Source organism: Profundibacter sp. (assembly GCF_965277155.1).
In the GTDB taxonomy this organism is placed as follows: Bacteria; Pseudomonadota; Alphaproteobacteria; order Rhodobacterales; family Rhodobacteraceae; genus Profundibacter.
The window spans coordinates 811,437-832,561 of sequence record NZ_CBDIBV010000013.1 but is presented as its reverse complement, the minus strand read 5'-3'; the positions used below and the strand labels follow the sequence as shown (position 1 = coordinate 832,561).

Genomic DNA, 21,125 nt, shown 5'->3' with positions numbered 1-21,125 from the left:
GCTTCCGAGACGGCAAGGCGCAAAGTGAGGTGATGGCAAAAGGCAATAAACGTATCAGGACACCCCGTGTGGCCCCAAGCGATACGATCGCGTTCCACTGATTGGACCTGATACATGCGGACTTCATCAAGGCGCGCAGAAATACATCTGCAAACAGACGCCGAATACATGGCCGCGAAACGCCAGTTGCAGTACCAATTTTGTACTTGCCCAGCAGGGGCCATCCATACATGGGGGTCATGGACACCGCACAAGGTCAAGCTGGCCGTGTCCGGCTGCCCGCGCAACTGCGCCGAGGCAACCTGCAAGGACTTGGGCGTGATCTGTGTGGACAGCGGCTATCAGGTGTCGGTCGCGGGTGCTGCGGGGATGGAACTGAAGGAAACCGAGGCGCTGGCGACGGTTGCGAGCGAACAAGAGGTGATCGATCTGGCCGTGGCGTTCATCCAGCTTTACCGCGAAAGCGCGAACTATCTGGACCGGCCCTATAAATGGGTTGCCAAGGTGGGGATGGACTGGGTGATCAACCAGGTGGTCGAAGACGCCGACAACCGCGCCGTCCTGTGCGAACGGTTTGAAATTTCCCAATCGGTTTACCGCAAGGATCCGTGGGCCGAACAGGCCAAACCCGAATACCGGCCGCGCAAATGGGCGGCACTGGCCGATCTGACACTGGAGGCAGCAGAATGAGCAACTGGATTGATATTGCAGCACTTGAGGACATCCCGCAGCGCGGGGCGCGGGTGGTGAAGACCCGCCATGGATGTGTGGCGGTGTTTCGCACCGGTGATGACAAGGTATTCGCAATTGATGACGCCTGTCCGCACAAAAAGGGGCCGCTGTCCGAGGGCATCGTGCATGGCAACGCCGTCACCTGCCCGCTGCACAACTGGGTGATTGATCTGGAAACCGGCATGGCGCAGGGCGCTGATGAGGGCCGCGTCAATACATATGAAATCAGGGTCGAACAGGGCCGTATCTTGCTGGACGGGGCGCGTTTGCTGGCCCGCTTTGCTGCTTAACCGAAGGGGCCACACCATGGCATATCTACAACCAACCGAATTTGTAACCAAACTGGTCGATGCGGGCGCCGCCAAGGTGTTCATGTCCACCCGCGATACCCTGATCCGCGCCTTTATGGCAGGGGCCATTCTGGCGCTGGCGGCAGCCTTTGCCATCACCATAAACGTCAACACCGGCCAGCCGCTAGCGGGGGCTGTGTTGTTTCCGGTGGGATTTGTGCTGCTATATCTGCTGGGGTTCGATTTGCTAACTGGCGTGTTCACCCTTGTGCCGCTGGCCATGATGGACAGGTTGTGTCTCGAAAGTGGTGGAAATTGATTTCAGGCACCTCCGAGCGGGTTGAGTTATGCGCCGGTCAGGCGGCTTGGTCAAGGGTTGCGTCGGCGACGGGCTGAGCGAGCGTTTCCCAGCCATCGACCTTTCGCATGACGATCTGCCCCGAGGCCATCAGAGCCCAAAGCAGCATCGGCACGGTCTCGGCGCATGGCAGCACGGTCTGGGTCTTGATGCGGCGGCGGAATTCCTCGTTCAGGCGTTCGATCGCATTTGTCGTTCTGGCCGATTTCCACTGGCCTTGTGGCAGACGCGTGAAGGTGAAAAGCTTATCTCCTGCTTCTTCCAAGCTGTCAGCGACGGCCTTGCATTTCAGCCGCCATTTTCGCAGAAATGCCTTGCGGCGGGTGGCGATTTCCTCGGGTGTTTTGGCGTAGATCATGTCGCGGTAATCTTCTGTCAACTCATCATGCATACGCTTGGGTGCCTTGGCCAGAAGGTTGCGGTGCTTGTGCACCGTGCACCTCTGGATCGGCAGATCTTCACCCCAGAGGGCAATGAGAGCGACCTCAAGTCCCGGTGCCCCGTCCACGATGACAAATTCGGCCGTTTCAACCCGCGCGCATCCAGATCGTTGATGAACTGACGCCAGGCGGAGGTGCTTTCGCCGCCCATGTTCATCAGTGATAACAAGACCTTCTGCCCATCCCGGCGCACGCCAATCGCGGCCAGAACCGAGATATTGGTGGCCTTCCTGTCAATCCGCGTTTTGATCACGGTGCCGTCCAGGATCAGCCGCACGATGTCTTCATCCGCAAGGCTGCGGGCGCACCACGCCTGCCAGTCCACCTTCACCTTGCGCCAGGCGCGGCTCACCACATCCTTGCTGACCGCCCCCTGAAACAGGCCGAACAGGGCGCGTTTTACCCGCCGTGTGTTGGTGCCCGAAAGGTAGACAGCAGCGATCAGCGCCTCGGCCTTCTTCGTCAGCCGCTGGTAGCGGGGCAATGCCTTCGAGCGCCATTCTCTGGCCTTGCCGGCCTCGCCTGTGATCCGCGCACGCGGCACGCGCACCGTTTCGGTTCCAAATGTTCCGACCAGTTGCCGCTCGCGATGCCCGTGGCGGTATCCGGCCTTTGCCCCGCCGCTGCGGCCATACCGGCAACGGCCCAGAAACTGCTCCAGCTCCTCTTCGAAAACCGCCTCGATCGTCGCGCGGATGTTCTGGCGCAGCCGGTCTTCAATCGGGTCATAGCCTGCTTCATTGGCCAGTAGCGCGGATGTCGATGTTGCTGTATTCTTTGTCATGGCGTGATCTCCTTGGCGGTTCCAGCCGCCGGTTGGGTGGCTTCGATGCACCCGGAGATTACGCCGTCCTCGAATTTCCACCAAACTCGCGACACTACCGATGGACAAACGCCCGGGGGTGACCGTTAGCGGGATGCTGCGCAACTGGGGGCTGGTGTTTACCGGCAACTTTGCCGGTGCCTTTACGGTGGCGGTGTTCATGGCCATTGTCTTTACCTATGGGTTCACCACCGACCCCAATGTAATCGGCCAGAAGATCGGCCACATTGGCGAGGGCCGCACGGTTGGCTATGCTGAACATGGTGCAGGCGGGATGCTGACCTTGTTCATCCGTGGAGTGATGTGCAACTGGATGGTATCAACCGGCGTGGTCGCGGCTTTTATGTCCACACAAGTGACCGGCAAAATTCTGGCCATGTGGATGCCGATCATGCTGTTTTTCTACATGGGGTTTGAACATTCGGTGGTCAACATGTTCCTGTTCCCGATCGGGTTGATGCTGGGCGGCAATTTCACCTTCATGGATTACCTGATCTGGAATGAGATCCCGACCGTTCTGGGTAATATCGTTGGCGGTATCACATTTGTTGGCCTTACCCTTTATTCCACCCATGTGCGCACTGGCGCAAAACGCAATGCTGCCGCTGTGCCTGCCGAATAACCGGACGGCCCCGCCACATCCGGCGGGGCGTTTACCTTGCAGCAAGAGCTAACCATATCCCTTGGACAATGTTCCGAAACAGGGCGCAAAGAGGTCAATCAGGATTTCTTTGGCGCCCTGACCCCCGTTCAGCCCGCCCTGTCGCTGAAAGGCATTTCCGTGGTGATCGCCGACGGGATCAGTTCGTCCAGGGTCAGCCATGTTGCCGCCGAAAGCGTGATCAAAAGCTTTCTGTCCGATTACTACTGCACCTCGGATACCTGGATGGTGAAAACCTCGGCCCTGCGGGTGATCAGGGCGGCCAATTCGTGGCTGTTTGCCGATACCAAACGCAGCATCCATGCTAATGATATGGATCGCGGCTATGTCTGCACCTTTGCAGCACTTGTGCTGAAATCGCATATGGCGCATCTGTTCCATATCGGGGACAGCCGGATTTACCGGCTGGAGGGCGACAGTCTGGAACAGTTGACCGAGGATCACCGCACCGTTGTATCCTGCGCCCAAAGCTATCTGGCGCGCGCCATCGGTATGGCGCAGACGGTGGATGTGGATTACCGCGCCCTGCCGCTGAATCTGGGTGATGTGTTCGTGCTGGCCACCGATGGCGTGTATGAACACATCAGTCCCAAAACCGTCAGCCGCCTGATCCGCGACAATCCCGATGATCTGGACAAGGCCGCGCACCTGATCGTCAAAGCGGCCTATGACAACGGCAGCGCCGATAACCTGACCATTCAGATCGTGCGTGTCGAGACACTGCCCACACGGGATGCAGACGATATTGTTGCCCGTTCCGAAACCCTGCCCGCGCCGCCACTGTTGGAGGCCGGGCAGGAATTTGAAGGCTACAAAATCCTACGCCCGCTGCATGCCAACCACCGAAGCCATATCTATCTTGTGCGGGACATCGAAACGGGGCAAAAGGCGGCGCTGAAAATCCCGTCAATTGACCTGCGCGAAGACAAACAGGCATTGGCGCGCTTTATGATGGAGGACTGGATCGCAAGGCGGGTCAGTTCGGCCCATGTGCTGAAACCCGCACTGCAAATCCGGCCGCATAATTATATCTACACCGTCACCGAATATATCGAAGGGCAAACACTGGCCCAATGGATGACCGACAATCCGAACTGCGATCTGGAAACCATGCGCGGGATTGTCGAGCAAATCGCCAAAGGCCTGCGTGCCTTGCACCGCAAAGAAATGCTGCATCAGGATCTGCGACCTGAAAATATTATGATCGACACGAATGGCACCGTGAAAATCATCGACTTTGGCGCGGTGCGGGTTGCAGGTGTTTCCGAAACCGGCCTGCCGGATCAGGGCAGCGATATTCAAGGCACGATGCAATACACCGCCCCCGAATATTTCCTGCATGAGGCGCCCAGCAAAACCTCGGACTATTTTTCACTGGGGGTGATTGCCTATCAGATGCTAACGGGGCGGTTGCCTTACGGGGCACAGGTTGCCAAAATCCGCAATCGCGCGCAGCTGCGCAAACTGCGCTATGCCAACACTTCCGCCCCCGATTGGCTGGATGCCGCATTGCAAAAGATGGTGCAGCCCGATCCGTTCAAACGCTATTCGTCCCTGTCGGAATTCATTGCGGATATCCGACACCCGAACAAGGAATTCGGAACAGACAAAACGACTCCACTGGCCCAGCGCAATCCCGTTAAATTCTGGCAAGTGGTTGCAACGATACTTGCACTTGCGGTTGTTGTACTGGCAGGCCGGATCGTTTCATTGCAAAACGCCGAAACTGTCAATCACAGGCCGCAATAGCCGATCAACCCTCATCAACCACGACCTGCCTTTGTTCGCCCAGCCCGTCAATTCCCAGCGACACAACATCCCCTGCTTTCAGGAAACGCGGCGGTTTTTGCCCCATGCCGACACCAGGAGGAGTGCCCGTTGTAATAATATCGCCCGGATGCAGGGTGAAAAAACGACTAAGATAGCTAACCAGATGCGCCACACCATAAACCATTGTGGCTGTTGATCCGTCCTGCATCCGCTTGCCGTTCAGGTCCAGCCACATATGCAGGTTCTGCGGGTCCGGCACCTGATCGGCGGTCACCAGATACGGGCCGGTGGGCCCGAAGCTGTCACAGCCCTTACCCTTGCACCATTGTCCTTCCATCTCGATCTGAAAGGCGCGCTCGGAAACGTCGTTGATAACACAATACCCTGCGACATGGTCCAGTGCATCGCCCTCGTCCACATATTTGGCGGGTTTGCCAATCACCACACCCAGCTCGACTTCCCAGTCGGTTTTTTGCGATCCGCGCGGAATGATGGTCGGATCATTCGGGCCACATATCGCGCTGGTGGCTTTCATAAACATGACGGGTTCCGATGGCACCTGCATTCCGGCTTCGGCGGCGTGGTCCGAGTAATTCAGACCGATACCGATGAATTTACCAACCCCGCCCACACAAGGACCAAACCGCAGCGTGCCATCAACAACAGGAAGGGTGGAAAGGTCCAGCGCTTTCAATCTGTCCAGATCGGCCAATACACCCCCTGCGATGTCATCCACCACAGAGGACAAATCGCGCAGGTCGCCATTTTCATCTATCGCGCCGGGCTTTTCCGCGCCAGCCGTGCCAAACCGAACAAGTTTCATGCTCTTCTCCCTGGATAATTTTGCCAACTATCACATGGGATGCACGGTTGGTAAATCCGGTTCCATACGAAACCGTACAAATGGCCGCTTTTTCGAGTAAACGGGCAATTCTAATGCGTATTGCCATTCAGGGCTTCGAGCCGTTCCAGATTGACGATCGAGGACAACATCAGCCGGTCATGGGTCCAGCTTTGGGGCCGCTGGATTGCGATTGTTGCCCAGATCAAAAGAAAACCCAGCGGGACAATCAGCAGATGCGCCCAAGGTGCCTTTGCCGGTGTGGCTGTCGCCGTCAGCGCCGAGTCAACGCGCCGGTGCAACAGGTTCAGGCGCGGGGGGAAAAGCCACGAGCGGTCAAACTGGACCAGCGAGACACGCGGCAGGGTGATGGCCTGTGCAGGCTGGCGGCGCATTGTATCCTCGCACACCCGCAACAGGCATTCACAATAGGCGCGGGCATCAACCCAGTGGCGTTTTAGGATTTGCTGATCACAGCTAAGTTCGCGCAACTGTTCGATCTGGCGCTTCCAGAAATGGATCACCGGATTCCAGAAGAACAGCGATTTGAACAGCTCGAACCCGATCTCCCATTCAACATCATGCTGGCGAAGGTGCTGGAATTCATGTGCAAGCGCGATCCGCATGTCCTGTCTGCGCACCAGCATATTGGCCGGAATGACAATATAGCGTCGCCGAAAACCACGCGCGGAAAATGGCACAACAGACTGATCGGTCAGGCGCAGATAAACATTGCCAAAACGCCGCCACGCATAACTGCTGGCAATGATGCGGCGCAATCTGAATGTGCCAAGCCCGCAGCGCAGGATGCACAACACGCTGCCGATCAACAGCAGGGCAACGGTGATCTGGCTGATCCAGTCGGTAGGGTTCAGCAGGTTGGTTTCCATCGTTTCGCGCATATCCAGCACCTGCTGCATTTCACCCGCCTGTAACCCGATACGACCGTTCAGGTATTGCGACAGCATGAAATCCGACAGATTGAACGTCAGCGCGTCGGGCAGCATTCCGCCCGCCGCCAGCCGGTTATACCCCAAGGCAATGAACGGGCTGGCCAGAATCGCCAGAAAGATACCGTTCAGTAGCCTGAGTTTCGTCTGGTATGCATGTTTCATCCCAAATCTGTTCAGCAGAAACCGGATAAAAAGCCACATGGAAAATGCCAGCACAAGCAGGATATTCACGTTGATATATGCCGTAAAAGCTGAGCTAATCTGTGTCATTTTTCAACCTTTTCTCGATCAGCGCCCGAATTTCCTCTAGTGCCTCTTCGGTCAGGTTATAATCGTCCACCAGCCGTGCAATCAGCATGGTCGGGGTGTCATCAAACAGTTTTTCTGACAAGGCTTTCAAGGACCGCGATTGATAGGCGTCCTTGGCCAGCACGGGTTTATAAATATGGGTTTTTCCCTTTTTGGTGCTGGTTACGAATTCTTTTTGTTCCAAAATGCGCAGGATCGTTGCCGCCGAGGTATAGGCAAGGTCACGTTCGGGTGCCAATTGTCCCAACACGTCGCGCACGCTGCCCTGCCCCAATCGCCAAAGATGGGTCATGAATTCCAGTTCAACCTCGGTTAAAAATTCTCGTTTATCTTTTTTCATGCTCGTTCCACCGGGAGTGTTGGTCTTTGTGCCTTTCCCGAGTAAATACGAAAGTCTTAGTTTTCCCAAGGATTTTCTGCCCGATCACACTTTCCAAAAACAGAACACTCCCCATGCGATGGCCAATCCCAGCGGTGCCCAAAGCGGCGTTCCGAACAAACCAAGCCACGCCAAAAAGATATAGGCTGACCCCAGCAAGGATATGAACAACCGGTCCCCCCGTGTAGTAGTCAGGTGGAAAACCCCCTTGCGTTCACCCCCGCCGGGGTGGCGAATTTCGATCACGGTCAGGATTGCCATAGCGGTAAAAATCCCGATGAAAACCAAGGCCGTAGGCCAAGTCCACGCCATCCATTTCAGCATCACACCCTCCCCAGGGCAAAGCCCTTGGCAATGTTGTTGCGCACAAACCAGATCACGATCGCGCCGGGGATGATGGTTAGGGTTCCCGCCGCCGCCAGAAGGCCCAGCTCATACCCCGCGCTTGACGCCGTTTTGGTCATTGTCGCGGCGATCGGTTTGGCTGCAACCGCCGTCAGGGTTTTGGCCAGCAGCAATTCGACCCACGAGAACATAAAGCAGAAAAACGCAGCCACCCCCACGCCGGATCGAATCGTCGGCAGGAAGATTTTGACGAAAAAACGGGGGAAGGAATAGCCATCGACATAGGCGGTTTCGTCCAGTTCCTTTGGCACGCCGCTCATGAACCCTTCTAAAATCCACACTGCAAGCGGCACGTTGAACAACGTATGTGCCAGCGCCACCGCAAGGTAAGTATCAAACAGGCCAACCGCTGAATACAGCTGAAAGAACGGCAGCGCGAACACCGCAGCCGGGGCCATCCGGTTGGTCAGCAGCCAAAAGAACAACTGCTTGTCCCCCAGAAACCTGTAACGTGAAAACGCATAGGCGGCGGGCAGGGCCACGGTCAGGGATATGACCGTATTTAGCGACACATAGGCAATCGAATTGAAATATCCCCAATACCACGTTGGATCAGTGAAAATGGTGCGGTAATTATCAAAGGTCCATGTGCGCGGGAACAGCGAAAATCCGGACAGGATTTCGCCGGTTGTTTTAAAGCTCATCGCGACCAGCCAATAGATAGGCAGCATCAGAAACAGGATGTATAACAGCGGTATCAGGCTTCGTTTTTTCATCATCGCCCCCTAGCTCTGATCGTCTTTGGTCATCAGCGTATAGAACAGCCAAGACACAAACAGCGTGATTACAAAATAGATCAGCGACATTGCCGCCGCCGGTCCAAGGTCGAACTGCCCCAGTGCGATTTTCACCAGATCAATCGACAACAGCGTGGTGGAATTTCCGGGGCCGCCGCCGGTTAAAACAAATGGTTCGGTGTAGATGTTGAAACTGTCCATAAACCGTAAAAGGATTGCGATGGTCAGAACCTGTTTCATTTTGGGCAGCTGGATATACCGGAACACAGCCCATGAAGATGCGCCGTCAATCCGCGCCGCCTGATAATAAGCATCGGGAATTGACACCAACCCGGCATAGGCAAGCAGCACCACCAGCGACGTCCAGTGCCAGACATCCATCGCAATGATCGTTACCCAAGCGGCAAACGGACTTTGGGTCATGTTATAGTCAATGCCCAGAACATGGTTCATCAGATAGCCCAGCAGGCCAATGTCAGGCAGGGTAAAGATATTCCACATCGCCCCGACCACATTCCAAGGGATCAACATGGGCAATGCCATAGTGACCAGACAGACCGGCACCCAGATGCCTTTGCGCGGCATGGCCAGTGCGATGATCACACCCAGCGGCACTTCGATCGCCAAAATCAGACCCGTGAACAGGAATTGCCGCCCGAGCGCAGCGTGGAAGCGTTCGGAATTCAGGATTTTTTCGAACCATCCCAGCCCTTCCCACAGGAACAGGTTATTGCCGAATGTTTCCTGCACCGAATAATTGACCACCGTCATCATCGGGATCAGCGCATTGAACGCCACCAGCAGCAGAACCGGCAGCACAAAGAACCACGCCTTTTGGTATTCTTTCTTCATCCGGCATCTCCTGTGGCGCGGCTGACAATATGCCCGTCGCGGTAGACCATCGTTTTATCAGGGCGAAAATCGACATTTACAGATTGCCCTATTGGCGGCACTTTCCCTTCGGCAATGGCACGAACCTGTGTTTCCCCGATCCGCAGATCAATGACATTGTGCCGCCCGACGTCAGCCACATGGGTAACCACACCTGTTAGCGGGCCGGCACCCAGCGACACATACTCGGGCCGCACACCCAACTTCAGATCACCTTTACCGCGCTTAACCGGTCCTTCTATGGCTATCTCGATACCCTCGAAGCGCACCACATCACCCTGCACCTCGCAAGGCAGCACATTCATTCCTGGCGAGCCGATAAAGTGGCCAACAAAGACATGCGCGGGGCGCTCGAACAATTCCACCGGCGTGCCTATTTGCACGATCTCGCCTGCGTCCATAACCACCACCTGATCGGCAAAGGTCAGGGCCTCGGTCTGATCATGGGTTACATAAATCATCGTCGCGCGCACCCGCTGGTGCAGCTCTTTCAATTTCGAGCGCAGCTTCCATTTCAGATGCGGGTCGATCACGGTCAGTGGTTCATCAAACATGATGACATTCACGTCCTCGCGCACAAGCCCGCGCCCCATCGAAATCTTTTGCTTGTTGTCCGGCGACAGGCCCGCCGTGCGCCGGTTCAATGAATCACCCAGCTCCAGCATTTCGGCAATCGCGGTGACACGCTGTTTGACCGTCGCTTCGTCGATTCCGCGATTGCGCAGCGGAAAGGCCAGATTGTCGTAAACTGTCATCGTGTCATAGATCACCGGAAACTGGAAAACCTGCGCGATTTCGCGTTTGTCCGGCGGCAGATGGGTGACATCACGCCCGTCAAACAGCACTTGTCCCTCGGTCGGTGTCAGCAGGCCGGAAATGATGTTCAGCAGGGTTGTCTTGCCACAACCCGAGGGGCCTAGCAGCGCATAGGCGCCGCCATCGTCCCAATCCAGATCAATCTGCTTTAGCGCAAAGTCCTGATCCGATTTCGGGTTGGCCTCGTAACTGTGGCGCAGGTTGGAAAGGGTTATTTTTGCCATGTCCGCCCCCGATCACGCAACGCGCTGGCCGTCGGGTGCGAAGTAATAGCACTTGGACGGATCCATATAAAAAACGTGTTCTTCCCCGGCCTTGCGCGGGTGAATGCCATAAGCCAGCGAAACCCAGTGATCCGGCCCCATCAAAAACTGGATCGAGCTTTTCGAACCGCTTAGTTCTGTCACCTGAACCGTCCCTGCCAGCATGACCGAGTCCTCGGCAGGCGGGGTAGGTGTTACATAATCGGGGCGGATTGCCACATGATAGGTCCCGTCCGGCAATGCAGCGGCATCCCCTGCTAGGGGCCAGTTGACACTATCACCAAGATAGGCCCGATCAGCGGTTTTGGTAATTTCGGCGCGGTTGATCGGCGGGTTGGAAAACACCAGCGCCGACAGCAAATCCTTGGGGGCACGATAGATTTCGGCGGTGGGTCCGAATTGTGTGACCTTGCCATCATGCATCAAGACCGTCCAGCCGCCCAGCAATAATGCCTCTTCGGGTTCGGACGTGGCATAAACCACCACGGCCCCGCGTCCGGCGAACAGTTCGGGCAGTTGTTCGCGCAATTCTTCGCGCAGTTTGTAATCCAGATTGGCCAGCGGTTCGTCCAGAAAGATGGCTTTGCTTTCCTTGGCAATCGCGCGCGCCAGTGCGGTGCGCTGTTGTTGCCCGCCCGACAGTTCATGCGGATAGCGCTTTAACATCGGGCGCAGTTGCAAAATATCGGCCGCGTCTTCGACCCGTCCCTGAATTTCGGATTTCGCCATACCGGCCACGCGTAATGGCGAAGCAATGTTGTCGAATACCGTCCAGTGGGGATAATTTACGAAAAACTGGTGCACCAGCGCAATGTTGCGTTTTTGCGGTGACTGGCGGGTTACGTCCTCGCCATTCATCAGGATGGTGCCGCTGCTGACACGGTCCAGCCCTGCCATCAATTTGATCAATGACGTCTTGCCTGCGCCCGTTTCCCCCAGCAACACATTGAAATGCCCCGACTCAAGGCGCAGCGACGTTTCTTTGATGTGGGTGATGGCACCAACGCGTTTGGTGATGTTCTGTAGCTCAAGGGTCATATTCGGTGTTCTTTTCGCGACAAGGGGCCTGTTGGTCAGGCGTCTCCGGGGCCGTTTTCAGCCCCGGAGTTTCATGTCAGGGATGAGACCCTAGTTCTGGGCCCAGCGGGCAACCAGATCGTCATAGTTGACGGTCATGCCTTGCGGCTTTTCATTGTCCAGCTTGGGCTTGGGTGCGCCCGGTTGCGACAGCCAATATTCCGGATCGCGTTTTTCGTTCAAACGCGGACCACAGCCGTTATAGACATTCGCGGCCTCGTCAGCAGCCTGCATACGGGCCATTGTCGTGTCCATTTCCTGAGCCAGACGATCCATCGCCTGTTGCGGTGTGAAAGCGCCCGAGTTCACGTCACCGATCTGCTGCCACCAGATTTGCGCCAGTTTAGGATAATCCGGCACGTTAATCCCTGTTGGTGACCAGCGAACCCGATCAGGCGAACGATAGAATTCGATCAGACCCCCCAGTTTCGGGGCACGTTCGGTAAAGCTTTCGTCATTGATCGTGCTTTCACGAATAAAGGTCAGACCCACATGGGATTTCTTGACGTCTACGGTTTTGGACACCACGAACTGCGCATAGAGCCACGCCGCTTTGGCACGATCAACCGGAGTGGATTTCAGAATGGTCCATGATCCCACGTCCTGATAACCAACCTTCTGGCCTTCTTCCCAGTATGGCCCATGCGGGCTGGGTGCCATCCGCCATAGCGGATTGCCATCGGCATCAACCGTATTGTTGCCTTCGGACTGCGGTTTTACCATGTCGGCGGTAAAGGCCGTATACCAGAAGATTTGCTGCGCCACGTTGCCTTGCGACAGGGCAGGAAGCGACTGGTAAAAGTCGAACGAAGCCGCGCCGGGTGGGGCGTATTTGCGCAGCCATTCATCCCATTTGCGGATGGCGTAAACGGCGGCAGGGCCGTTGGCGGCACCGCCACGGGAAATACTTGCGCCCACAGGATTACAGGTGCCTGCTTCCATGCGGATACCCCATTCGTCGACAGGAATCCCGTTCGGTTCGCCTTTGTCGCCTTCGCCGGCCATAGACAGCCACGCATCGGTCATCCGCCAGCCAAGGTCAGGTGCGCGTTTACCATAATCCATGTGCCCATAGATCGGCACACCGTCGATTTCCTTAACATCATTCGAAAAGAACTCGGCGATGTCCTCGTAGGCAGACCAGTTGACAGGCACACCCAGATCATAGCCGTATTTGGCCTTGAATGCAGTTTTCAGATCCTCGCGGTCAAACCAGTCCTTGCGGAACCAATACAGATTGGCAAATTGCTGGTCAGGCAGCTGATACAGGTCGCCATCAGGTCCGGTTGTGAACTGTGTGCCAATAAAATCTGGCAAATCCAGTCCCGGATTTGTTACATCCTTACCTTCACCCGCCATCCAGTCAGTCAGGTTATAAGCCAGTTGAAGGCGCGAATGGGTACCAATCAAATCCGAGTCATTGATATATCCGTCATACAGATTTCGCCCAGTTTGCATCTGGGTCTGCACGGCCTGAACGACCTCGCCTTCGCCCAGAATCTGGTGATTTACCGTGATCCCGGTAATTTCCTGAAACGCCTTTGCCAGAACCTCGGATTCGTAAGAATGTGTCGGAATCGCTTCTGACAATACATTGATTTCCATTCCAGCAAAGGGTTTGGCCGCCTCGATAAACCAATCCATCTCGGCTTGTTGTTCTTCTTTGCTAAGTGATGATGGCTGAAACTCTTGATCAATCCATTTCATCGCGGCAGCCTGATCGGCAAATGCCGCAGGTGTGCCCGCAATTACGGCAGCAACCGCAACGGCGGATAGCAGATACTTTCGCATCTTAATTCCTCCCAAATCTTTATATGTTCGCCGTCAGGCGGCGACTGCAATCATAGTCGGACTGCGTTTCACTTCTGTCAAACTAAAAGTTTAGTAGACGTGGGATTTTCTTTTATCATTTTGTTATTATGTAATTTTTTGATTTGCTATTGGATGGAAATAAGTGGGTTGACAGCGCTTTCACTTCTAATCGATATCTAAATCATACACAGGAATAGAACTATTTTCGGGATTCTAGTGCGGTATATAAACGCTTCATTACCTGAATTGTCGAACCAAAGAAGGATGAACGACGAACCCTAGTGAACCGAGGCATACATCACTTTTTCCTCACTGGCTTCTTGGGGTGCGAATTCCTCGACAATCCGGCCCTGACGACAGACAAGTATCCTGTCTGACAGGTTCAGAATTTCCGGCAGGTAGGAAGAAATCACCACAACAGCAATCCCCTGATCAGCCAGATCATTGATCAACTGGTGGATTTCGGCAATCGCCCCCACATCCACCCCGCGTGTTGGTTCGTCAAAAATGACCAGCCGTGGTTTTTGACACAGCCCCTTGCCGATCACAACTTTTTGCTGGTTCCCACCAGATAATTCAACCACCCGCGCGTCAGCATTGATTGCCTTGATGTTCAATTTATCAATCCACTGCATCGCCAGATCACGGATATCTTTTCGGCTTATGATCCATCCCTTGTTATGACCCGATGCCAGCAATCCACCAAACAGGTTTTCACCTATTCCCATGGTCTCGAATATCCCTTCGCCCTTGCGGTCTTCGGTGACATAGATAATCCCGTCGGCCACTGCCTCGGCCGGTGTCAAATAGCGCACGCGGCGGTCTTCCAACTCGATACTGCCACCGCGTTTGAAATTGCGTTTGTAAACACCGGAAACAACCTTGAAGGTTTCGGTGCGGCCCGAGCCGATCAGGCCGAAAACCCCGGTTATCTGACCTTTAAATACGGAAAAAGAGGTGTTGCGCACGATCGTTCCCATTGAAATGTCATGCACGGCCAAAATCCGTTTCCCGGCCTTGCGGGTTTCACGTTCCTTATGCTCGCCATAGATTTTTTCGGTCAGGGTGCGTCCGACCATAGCAGCGATAATCCGGTCACGGTCGTAATCCTTGGTGTCGCCAGTTTCCACCAGCTCGCCATCCCGCAGAATGGTTATCCGGTCTGAAATTTCCAACGCTTCTTCCAGCGCATGTGAAATGAAAATAATGGAAACACCGCTTTCTTTCAGCCTTCGCAACAGGGCAAAGAAATGTCGCTTTTCCTCGGGTGTCAGGGTGGCTGTCGGTTCGTCAAAGATTATGACTTCGGCGTTGTGATGCACCGCGCGGGCGATTTCAATCATCTGCTGGCTGGCGGCACCAAGGGTGGCCACCAGTGCCCGCGGGTCAACCTGAAAATTCAGCGATTGCAGGAACTGCTGGGCGGAAATGTAGATACCGCGCAGCCGGTTCAGAAAATTCTCGGACCCCAGATACAGGTTTTGCGCAACTGTCATCGACGGCACAAGGCTGGTTTCCTGAAAAACCATCGCAATACCGGCGTGCAGGGCTTCGTTCGGTGTGGCAAAGCTGGTGGGCTTGCCTTTGTAGAGCATCTGGCCATCGGTTGCCTCGACAACACCGGCCATAATCTTGGTCAGGGTGGATTTCCCGGCCCCGTTTTCCCCTAGCAGGGCATGGATTTCACCCTTGCGCAGGTCAAAATCCACATTCCTGATCGCCGGCACCTTGCGATAGAACTTCGAGACGTTTTCCATCTTGATAATCGGTTCCATGGCCCCTGCCCCCCTATGTCACGTTCAGCTTCAGGATGGCATTGCCACCCTTGGAAGCGACGATAATCCGGTTCTCATACTCGATCGCGGCGCATGTGCCGTGGCGTTTGCCATTGGCACGGCTATGAAAGCTGTCGACCGGATGCATATCGGCATTCAACCGGACCACCATGCCCCAGGACCGGCTGGGCGACCAGGGTTTGTGAACCCCCATGATCTTCATCCCACCGATTTGCAGCGGTTCCATAAAACTAGCCCCTGTGGCCAATGCCGGCGCAATCCAGAACCGGCGCGGCACCTGTGCCATCATGTCGGTGCGATAATGTTTTTCCAGCAGGACCAGTTCGATCAGCCGGTTGCGCGGGGCAAAGACAGACATCAACGCGCCACCATCCGCGCGCGGGGACAGGCGGGCCGGATACCCCGGAATATGGGTGATTACCGGAGTAATTTTGCCGCTGGCCCCGTCCAGCCGGATTAGCCGGTGCCGCCAGCTTTCACTGACCACCACATTGCCTTTATCATCGGGCAGCAGACCATAGGGATAGGCCAGCTCCCCTGCAACTCTTACGAATTTCCCCGCTTCCTGCTTCCAGACAGAACCCGAAGCATTTTTCTGCATCAGATCGACCACCCAATCCGAGGCCAGATTCGTGGCCGATCCATTGGCCAGCCACAGGGTGCCATCCGGCCCAAAGGCAAGCGCCGTGATGCAGATCAGTTCGTCAGGTTTTTCGCAGGGGTTATCCCCGATCATCAGCGCGCCATCATCCAGTGCCACAGCCAGTTCCCCCGACGGGGAAACCGCAACTGCGGTGACGGGTGCTGCGTATTCGGCAAGCGTTTCCGGTGTGCCTTTCCCGTCAAATGTGCAAAGCTGATTGCCACTGCTGGCAATCACCCTGCCATCCAGAATGGCCAGATTGTCGGCCTGCGCCAGATCACTGAACAACGGGGCGTCATCCAGAGCAGTATTGGCGCGATAGGCCCCATCAAGCGGCGGGATGGTGATGGTCTTGCCGCGGAAAATATCCAGTATCGGATCAAGGAACATTACTTTCCCCCCCAGTAATCAACCGGTGCGGTCCAGGTTTTGTCCGCCCCTTCAATATCGAACACCCCGATCCGGTTGTTCAGGATGCCTCCGATAAACAATTGCCCTTTGTGTTCGCGCATCGATGTCACCGAAGGATGTGACGTGCCTCCAATGTCGCCCAGCGTCATCAGGATTTTGCCGCTGTCATCAAACTTGATCACCCCGCCATTGTTGACATTGGCAAACAACCATTCGTCCTGCGGCAGCCGGCGGGTCATGCGTTTGCGAAAATCGGGGTGGCGCAGGGACAGATCGAAACTGGGCGTGCGCATGCCCAGCCAGGCCATCCAGTAAGTGCCATCCGAGGCGCGGTTGATATTGTCGGGATAGCCGGGCAGATCGTCGATCAGGATCTCGGCTTTGCCTTTCTTGGGACCTTCCAGCCAATAGCGATGGATACGGCAGGTCCATGTTTCGCAAAACAACAGCGATTTGTTGTCATGGGCGATGGTGACGGTTGTGTCTCGAAAGTGGTGGAAATTGATTTCAGGCACCTCCGAGCGGGTTGAGTTATGCGCCGGTCAGGCGGCTTGGTCAAGGGTTGCGTCGGCGACGGGCTGAGCGAGCGTTTCCCAGCCATCGACCTTTCGCATGACGATCTGCCCCGAGGCCATCAGAGCCCAAAGCAGCATCGGCACGGTCTCGGCGCATGGCAGCACGGTCTGGGTCTTGATGCGGCGGCGGAATTCCTCGTTCAGGCGTTCGATCGCATTTGTCGTTCTGGCCGATTTCCACTGGCCTTGTGGCAGACGCGTGAAGGTGAAAAGCTTATCTCCTGCTTCTTCCAAGCTGTCAGCGACGGCCTTGCATTTCAGCCGCCATTTTCGCAGAAATGCCTTGCGGCGGGTGGCGATTTCCTCGGGTGTTTTGGCGTAGATCATGTCGCGGTAATCTTCTGTCAACTCATCATGCATACGCTTGGGTGCCTTGGCCAGAAGGTTGCGGTGCTTGTGCACCGTGCACCTCTGGATCGGCAGATCTTCACCCCAGAGGGCAATGAGAGCGACCTCAAGTCCCGGTGCCCCGTCCACGATGACAAATTCGGGCCGTTTCAACCCGCGCGCATCCAGATCGTTGATGAACTGACGCCAGGCGGAGGTGCTTTCGCCGCCCATGTTCATCAGTGATAACAAGACCTTCTGCCCATCCCGGCGCACGCCAATCGCGGCCAGAACCGAGATATTGGTGGCCTTCCTGTCAATCCGCGTTTTGATCACGGTGCCGTCCAGGATCAGCCGCACGATGTCTTCATCCGCAAGGCTGCGGGCGCACCACGCCTGCCAGTCCACCTTCACCTTGCGCCAGGCGCGGCTCACCACATCCTTGCTGACCGCCCCCTGAAACAGGCCGAACAGGGCGCGTTTTACCCGCCGTGTGTTGGTGCCCGAAAGGTAGACAGCAGCGATCAGCGCCTCGGCCTTCTTCGTCAGCCGCTGGTAGCGGGGCAATGCCTTCGAGCGCCATTCTCTGGCCTTGCCGGCCTCGCCTGTGATCCGCGCACGCGGCACGCGCACCGTTTCGGTTCCAAATGTTCCGACCAGTTGCCGCTCGCGATGCCCGTGGCGGTATCCGGCCTTTGCCCCGCCGCTGCGGCCATACCGGCAACGGCCCAGAAACTGCTCCAGCTCCTCTTCGAAAACCGCCTCGATCGTCGCGCGGATGTTCTGGCGCAGCCGGTCTTCAATCGGGTCATAGCCTGCTTCATTGGCCAGTAGCGCGGATGTCGATGTTGCTGTATTCTTTGTCATGGCGTGATCTCCTTGGCGGTTCCAGCCGCCGGTTGGGTGGCTTCGATGCACCCGGAGATTACGCCGTCCTCGAATTTCCACCAAACTCGCGACACTACCATGGTGACGCCATTGGTGTAATGATAGCCATCCAGCAGCGTTTTGGTGCTGCCGTCTTCGGGATTGTAAACCAGCAACCGGCCGGTGCCGCGGTTTTCAATCGAATCCAGCGTCCAGTCATGCGCGTCATAGCGTTTGGTTGAATCGGTGAAATAGATCTTGCCATCTGGCGCAATATCCAGATCATTCGGATCCCGCAACACCGCATCATCGACAATCGAGGTCAGCGACCGGCGGGTTTCAGCGGTCAGGCGGGTGACCTTGCGATCCGGTGAAATCGAATAAAGGCCCATCGCCCCGACACAGCTGATCAGGTTTTCGTCCTTGTCAAACGCCAGCCCCAGTGGAAAGCCCCCGACATGGGCAAAGACTTCCCATTCGGTGTAATTGGGCGCGAAAAAGCGCACCACCTCGCCGTGACGGGTGCCACAATAGAGGTTGTCGTTGCGGTCCAGTATAACATCTTCAGGGCCTTCTACCTCGCCCAGCCCGATCGAGCGCGCCTGCGACAGTTTGCTGTTTAGTTCGTATTTGGTGCCTGAACCGGCCTCGGCGGATGGGGCATCGACCATTTTAAGGGAACCTCTAAAAATCCCCCAAAATCCGGCCTGACGGGGTAGAATCGTCATCAGGATGAAAATGATTCGACCGACGGGGTTTTGTCATGGGTCAGATGGGATTTTTTGATCTTTCCAGCCGATACGCGGGACTGGACAAATCTGGTGATCCGCTGGTGTTGCTCAACGACATGGTGCCGTTCGAGGATTACCGGGACGAGCTGAAGGCCATATGGCGCACGCCGCCCGAACAGCGCAAATCCAACGCTGGCCGCCCGCCTTGGGATGAGGTGCTGATATTCAAGACGATGGTTTTGCAGCAGCTCTACAACCTCTCTGACGATCAGATCGAGTATCAGATCCGCGACCGCCTGTCGTTCATGCGGTTTCTCGGCCTTGGCATTGAAGACAGCGTACCTGACGCCAAGACCATCTGGGCCTACCGTGAAAGGCTGGCCGGGGCCGGGAAGATGAAGGAGCTGTTTGACAAGTTCGATGCCTTTCTGCGCGAAAAGGGCTATCTGGCGATGGGCGGGCAGATTGTTGATGCGAGCATCGTTCCGGCGCCGCGCCAGCACAACAAAAGGGACGAGAACGAGAAAATCAAGGCGGGCGAAACGCCTGAAGAGTGGGAGGAAAAACCCCACAAGAAGCGCCAGAAGGACGTGGATGCGCGCTGGACGAAGAAGCACGGCAAGAGCTATTACGGCTACAAGAACCACATCAATGTCGACCGGCGGCACAAATTCATCCGCGCTTATGATGTCACCGATGCCGCCGTGCATGACAGCCAGGCGCTTGCCGGTCTGATTGATGCGAGCAACACCTCATCGGACCTGTGGGCCGACAGCGCCTATCGCTCGCAAAAGATCGAAAGCGAGCTGGAAGAGCGGGGGCTTCACAGCCATATCCATCACAAGGGCAGGCGCGGCAAGCCGCTTGGCGAGCGCCAGCAAAAGGCCAACCGGAGGCGCTCGAAAGTGCGGGTCCGGGTCGAGCATGTATTCGCTTTTCAGGAGCGCTCCATGGGCGGCAAGCTGATCCGCTCCATCGGCCTGAAGCGGGCGCGATTTCGCATCGGGATGATGAACCTGGTCTACAACATGAAGCGCTTCGTCCAGTTCGAATGCGGCCTGGCGGCGCCGGGATAAGGGTTCATGGGGTGAGGTGTGCCTGAAATACCCAAAACCGGCTTGAAACCGGTGAAAATGGGTTTATGATCCGAAGCAATCAGGCGGGACAGGCGAAAAACCGTCCACCCCGCCGCGAAGAAGGCGAAAACGGGAATTTACAGAGGTTCCCTTAAGGTAAACCGGCGCCACATACATTTCATTCAGCACCTTGTGGCAGTTCTTTAGCCAGCGGATGTCGATGGTTACGGCAGCAGCCAGCAGGATGCCCAGCACCATCTGGTTCGTGCCGGTGCCATAGCCAAGCCGGATCAGACCATTGGTCATGACCAGCACAATAATCGCCCCCATCAGGCCTTTGACAATCGAACCGCGCCCGCCCCCCAATGAATTGCCGCCAACCACGGCCGCCGTCAGCGCCAGAATTTCCAGCCCGTGCCCGGTGCCGATCCCGGCCCCACTAGGGTCGAGACTCAATCAAGTCCACCACAGGATAAAGGCAGCGATAGCGACGGCTGACAGGAAGTTTTGAGCCAGTTTGTCATAGCGGGTGGCAATGCGGCGGAAATCCTTGAGGCGGCAGAAGGCGCGTTCGATCAGGTTGCGAGCGCGATAAGCCTGCACATCATGGGGGATGGGGCGTTTTCGGGATCGGGTGGAGGGGATGACGGCCTCTGTTCCGGCCCGCGCAAGAGTTGCGCGCAGGCTGTTTGCATCATAGCCCCGGTCGCCGAGCAGGCGGCGTGGTGCGGGCATGGTTGCCAGCAGAGCAGGGGCAGCCGAGATGTCGGCAATGTTTCCGGGGGTCAGACTGAACGCGGCAATGCGCCCGTAACCATCTGTCAACGCGTGTATTTTCGTCGTGGGCCCGCCACGCGAGCGCCCGATGCAGTGAATCTTCGCCCCCCTTTTCCGCCATGCGCCGAGCGATGCGCCCGAACGGCAGTGGAATCGATACTCAGTTCGTGTGGGATTTCCGCCTGTCCGACCAACTCCGCGAAAATCTTCTGCCACAGTCCACGCCGGCTCCAGCTCCTCTTCGAAAACCGCCTCGATCGTCGCGCGGATGTTCTGGCGCAGCCGGTCTTCAATCGGGTCATAGCCTGCTTCATTGGCCAGTAGCGCGGATGTCGATGTTGCTGTATTCTTTGTCATGGCGTGAT

At 56.3% G+C, this 21,125-nt stretch carries 21 protein-coding genes and 3 pseudogenes; 6 read left to right on the top strand and 18 right to left on the bottom strand.

The annotated features are described in order from the left end of the window. Positions 1 to 231: 231 nt before the first annotated feature. From ACQY4M_RS19430 to ACQY4M_RS19420, 3 genes and pseudogenes are all read left to right on the top strand, one after another. Positions 232 to 690 (top strand): annotated as a pseudogene (locus ACQY4M_RS19430) (nitrite reductase large subunit); the annotation flags it as partial. Continuing rightward, positions 687 to 1,022, top strand: coding sequence for a nitrite reductase small subunit NirD (gene nirD, locus ACQY4M_RS19425; protein ID WP_428547604.1), 336 nt, complete (start codon positions 687 to 689; stop codon positions 1,020 to 1,022). The pseudogene ACQY4M_RS19430 and the gene nirD, both read left to right, overlap by 4 nt. Before the next feature lie 16 nt (positions 1,023 to 1,038). Continuing rightward, positions 1,039 to 1,341, top strand: a complete 303-nt coding sequence (locus tag ACQY4M_RS19420; protein ID WP_428547601.1) for a formate/nitrite transporter family protein — start codon at positions 1,039 to 1,041, stop codon at positions 1,339 to 1,341. 37 nt (positions 1,342 to 1,378) lie between these two features. On the opposite strand, the pseudogene ACQY4M_RS19415 reads toward ACQY4M_RS19420, so the two are convergent. Further along, positions 1,379 to 2,604 (bottom strand): annotated as a pseudogene (locus tag ACQY4M_RS19415) (IS256 family transposase). A 100-nt stretch (positions 2,605 to 2,704) separates the two neighbouring features. Between ACQY4M_RS19415 and ACQY4M_RS19410 the strand changes: the two are divergent. Next, positions 2,705 to 3,265 carry a formate/nitrite transporter family protein gene (locus tag ACQY4M_RS19410; protein WP_428547598.1) on the top strand — a complete coding sequence of 187 codons (561 nt, stop codon included), beginning with the start codon at positions 2,705 to 2,707 and terminating at the stop codon, positions 3,263 to 3,265. A gap of 36 nt (positions 3,266 to 3,301) precedes the next feature. Continuing rightward, positions 3,302 to 5,053: a protein kinase domain-containing protein gene (locus tag ACQY4M_RS19405; RefSeq protein WP_428547595.1), complete on the top strand. Its 1,752-nt coding sequence runs from the start codon at positions 3,302 to 3,304 to the stop codon at positions 5,051 to 5,053. Positions 5,054 to 5,057: 4 nt separating this feature from the next. Here the strand turns inward: ACQY4M_RS19405 and ACQY4M_RS19400 are convergent, their stop codons facing one another. The 14 genes from ACQY4M_RS19400 to ACQY4M_RS19335 form a co-directional block, all read right to left on the bottom strand. Continuing rightward, positions 5,058 to 5,897 (bottom strand): fumarylacetoacetate hydrolase family protein, encoded by an 840-nt coding sequence (locus ACQY4M_RS19400; protein WP_428547592.1) that lies wholly within the window; start codon positions 5,895 to 5,897, stop codon positions 5,058 to 5,060. A 110-nt stretch (positions 5,898 to 6,007) separates the two neighbouring features. Then, complete coding sequence (locus ACQY4M_RS19395; protein WP_428547589.1) at positions 6,008 to 7,030, bottom strand: M56 family metallopeptidase; 1,023 nt, start codon at positions 7,028 to 7,030, stop codon at positions 6,008 to 6,010. Positions 7,031 to 7,124: 94 nt separating this feature from the next. Next, positions 7,125 to 7,517 (bottom strand): BlaI/MecI/CopY family transcriptional regulator, encoded by a 393-nt coding sequence (locus ACQY4M_RS19390; RefSeq protein ID WP_118941361.1) that lies wholly within the window; start codon positions 7,515 to 7,517, stop codon positions 7,125 to 7,127. An 84-nt stretch (positions 7,518 to 7,601) separates the two neighbouring features. After that, positions 7,602 to 7,880: a DUF2160 domain-containing protein gene (locus ACQY4M_RS19385; protein WP_428547585.1), complete on the bottom strand. Its 279-nt coding sequence runs from the start codon at positions 7,878 to 7,880 to the stop codon at positions 7,602 to 7,604. After that, on the bottom strand, positions 7,880 to 8,677 hold the full coding sequence (locus tag ACQY4M_RS19380) for a carbohydrate ABC transporter permease (RefSeq protein ID WP_428547582.1): 798 nt from the start codon (positions 8,675 to 8,677) through the stop codon (positions 7,880 to 7,882). Before ACQY4M_RS19380 ends, ACQY4M_RS19385 begins: the two co-directional genes overlap by 1 nt. Before the next feature lie 9 nt (positions 8,678 to 8,686). Next, complete coding sequence (locus ACQY4M_RS19375) at positions 8,687 to 9,550, bottom strand: carbohydrate ABC transporter permease (protein WP_428547579.1); 864 nt, start codon at positions 9,548 to 9,550, stop codon at positions 8,687 to 8,689. Beyond that, a complete protein-coding gene (locus ACQY4M_RS19370; protein WP_428547576.1) occupies positions 9,547 to 10,629 on the bottom strand; it encodes an ABC transporter ATP-binding protein in 1,083 nt (360 codons plus the stop codon). Before ACQY4M_RS19370 ends, ACQY4M_RS19375 begins: the two co-directional genes overlap by 4 nt. A gap of 12 nt (positions 10,630 to 10,641) precedes the next feature. Further along, positions 10,642 to 11,706, bottom strand: a complete 1,065-nt coding sequence (locus ACQY4M_RS19365; RefSeq protein WP_428547573.1) for an ABC transporter ATP-binding protein — start codon at positions 11,704 to 11,706, stop codon at positions 10,642 to 10,644. Positions 11,707 to 11,796: 90 nt separating this feature from the next. Beyond that, the gene (locus ACQY4M_RS19360) at positions 11,797 to 13,536 is read right to left on the bottom strand and encodes an ABC transporter substrate-binding protein (RefSeq protein WP_428547570.1); all 1,740 of its coding nucleotides are present in this window, start codon (positions 13,534 to 13,536) and stop codon (positions 11,797 to 11,799) included. 299 nt (positions 13,537 to 13,835) lie between these two features. Continuing rightward, entirely contained in the window at positions 13,836 to 15,332 is a 1,497-nt protein-coding gene (locus ACQY4M_RS19355) for a sugar ABC transporter ATP-binding protein (RefSeq protein ID WP_428547567.1), read from the bottom strand. A 13-nt stretch (positions 15,333 to 15,345) separates the two neighbouring features. Then, on the bottom strand, positions 15,346 to 16,386 hold the full coding sequence (locus ACQY4M_RS19350) for a hypothetical protein (protein ID WP_428547564.1): 1,041 nt from the start codon (positions 16,384 to 16,386) through the stop codon (positions 15,346 to 15,348). Next, positions 16,386 to 16,922, bottom strand: a complete 537-nt coding sequence (locus tag ACQY4M_RS19345; protein ID WP_428547562.1) for a hypothetical protein — start codon at positions 16,920 to 16,922, stop codon at positions 16,386 to 16,388. The genes ACQY4M_RS19350 and ACQY4M_RS19345 overlap by 1 nt, the downstream gene beginning before the upstream one ends. Positions 16,923 to 16,949: 27 nt before the next feature. Further along, positions 16,950 to 18,176 carry an IS256 family transposase gene (locus ACQY4M_RS19340; protein ID WP_428539582.1) on the bottom strand — a complete coding sequence of 409 codons (1,227 nt, stop codon included), beginning with the start codon at positions 18,174 to 18,176 and terminating at the stop codon, positions 16,950 to 16,952. Next, positions 18,173 to 18,904 carry an SMP-30/gluconolactonase/LRE family protein gene (locus tag ACQY4M_RS19335; protein WP_428547559.1) on the bottom strand — a complete coding sequence of 244 codons (732 nt, stop codon included), beginning with the start codon at positions 18,902 to 18,904 and terminating at the stop codon, positions 18,173 to 18,175. Before ACQY4M_RS19335 ends, ACQY4M_RS19340 begins: the two co-directional genes overlap by 4 nt. A gap of 35 nt (positions 18,905 to 18,939) precedes the next feature. Between ACQY4M_RS19335 and ACQY4M_RS19330 the strand changes: the two genes are divergently transcribed. Then, positions 18,940 to 19,983 (top strand): IS5 family transposase, encoded by a 1,044-nt coding sequence (locus tag ACQY4M_RS19330; RefSeq protein WP_428539227.1) that lies wholly within the window; start codon positions 18,940 to 18,942, stop codon positions 19,981 to 19,983. Positions 19,984 to 20,046: 63 nt separating this feature from the next. Here the strand turns inward: ACQY4M_RS19330 and ACQY4M_RS19325 are convergent, their stop codons facing one another. From ACQY4M_RS19325 to ACQY4M_RS19315, 3 genes and pseudogenes are all read right to left on the bottom strand, one after another. Further along, positions 20,047 to 20,439: a hypothetical protein gene (locus ACQY4M_RS19325; RefSeq protein WP_428547556.1), complete on the bottom strand. Its 393-nt coding sequence runs from the start codon at positions 20,437 to 20,439 to the stop codon at positions 20,047 to 20,049. Next, positions 20,440 to 20,976: an IS5 family transposase gene (locus tag ACQY4M_RS19320; RefSeq protein ID WP_428548311.1), complete on the bottom strand. Its 537-nt coding sequence runs from the start codon at positions 20,974 to 20,976 to the stop codon at positions 20,440 to 20,442. A gap of 15 nt (positions 20,977 to 20,991) precedes the next feature. Beyond that, positions 20,992 to 21,117, bottom strand: a pseudogene (locus tag ACQY4M_RS19315) (IS256 family transposase); the annotation flags it as partial. Positions 21,118 to 21,125 lie beyond the last annotated feature (8 nt).

Bases quoted from the DNA above. Each gene is read 5' to 3' on its own strand.
- nirD (WP_428547604.1), top strand. From the start codon at position 687: ATGAGCAACTGGATTGATATTGCAGCACTTGAGGACATCCCGCAGCGC.
- ACQY4M_RS19420 (WP_428547601.1), top strand. From the start codon at position 1,039: ATGGCATATCTACAACCAACCGAATTTGTAACCAAACTGGTCGATGCG.
- ACQY4M_RS19410 (WP_428547598.1), top strand. From the start codon at position 2,705: ATGGACAAACGCCCGGGGGTGACCGTTAGCGGGATGCTGCGCAACTGG.
- ACQY4M_RS19400 (WP_428547592.1), bottom strand. From the start codon at position 5,897: ATGAAACTTGTTCGGTTTGGCACGGCTGGCGCGGAAAAGCCCGGCGCG.
- ACQY4M_RS19395 (WP_428547589.1), bottom strand. From the start codon at position 7,030: ATGAAACATGCATACCAGACGAAACTCAGGCTACTGAACGGTATCTTT.
- ACQY4M_RS19390 (WP_118941361.1), bottom strand. From the start codon at position 7,517: ATGAAAAAAGATAAACGAGAATTTTTAACCGAGGTTGAACTGGAATTC.
- ACQY4M_RS19385 (WP_428547585.1), bottom strand. From the start codon at position 7,880: ATGCTGAAATGGATGGCGTGGACTTGGCCTACGGCCTTGGTTTTCATC.
- ACQY4M_RS19380 (WP_428547582.1), bottom strand. From the start codon at position 8,677: ATGAAAAAACGAAGCCTGATACCGCTGTTATACATCCTGTTTCTGATG.
- ACQY4M_RS19375 (WP_428547579.1), bottom strand. From the start codon at position 9,550: ATGAAGAAAGAATACCAAAAGGCGTGGTTCTTTGTGCTGCCGGTTCTG.
- ACQY4M_RS19370 (WP_428547576.1), bottom strand. From the start codon at position 10,629: ATGGCAAAAATAACCCTTTCCAACCTGCGCCACAGTTACGAGGCCAAC.
- ACQY4M_RS19365 (WP_428547573.1), bottom strand. From the start codon at position 11,706: ATGACCCTTGAGCTACAGAACATCACCAAACGCGTTGGTGCCATCACC.
- ACQY4M_RS19360 (WP_428547570.1), bottom strand. From the start codon at position 13,536: ATGCGAAAGTATCTGCTATCCGCCGTTGCGGTTGCTGCCGTAATTGCG.
- ACQY4M_RS19355 (WP_428547567.1), bottom strand. From the start codon at position 15,332: ATGGAACCGATTATCAAGATGGAAAACGTCTCGAAGTTCTATCGCAAG.
- ACQY4M_RS19350 (WP_428547564.1), bottom strand. From the start codon at position 16,386: ATGTTCCTTGATCCGATACTGGATATTTTCCGCGGCAAGACCATCACC.
- ACQY4M_RS19340 (WP_428539582.1), bottom strand. From the start codon at position 18,176: ATGACAAAGAATACAGCAACATCGACATCCGCGCTACTGGCCAATGAA.
- ACQY4M_RS19335 (WP_428547559.1), bottom strand. From the start codon at position 18,904: ATGACGATTCTACCCCGTCAGGCCGGATTTTGGGGGATTTTTAGAGGT.
- ACQY4M_RS19330 (WP_428539227.1), top strand. From the start codon at position 18,940: ATGGGTCAGATGGGATTTTTTGATCTTTCCAGCCGATACGCGGGACTG.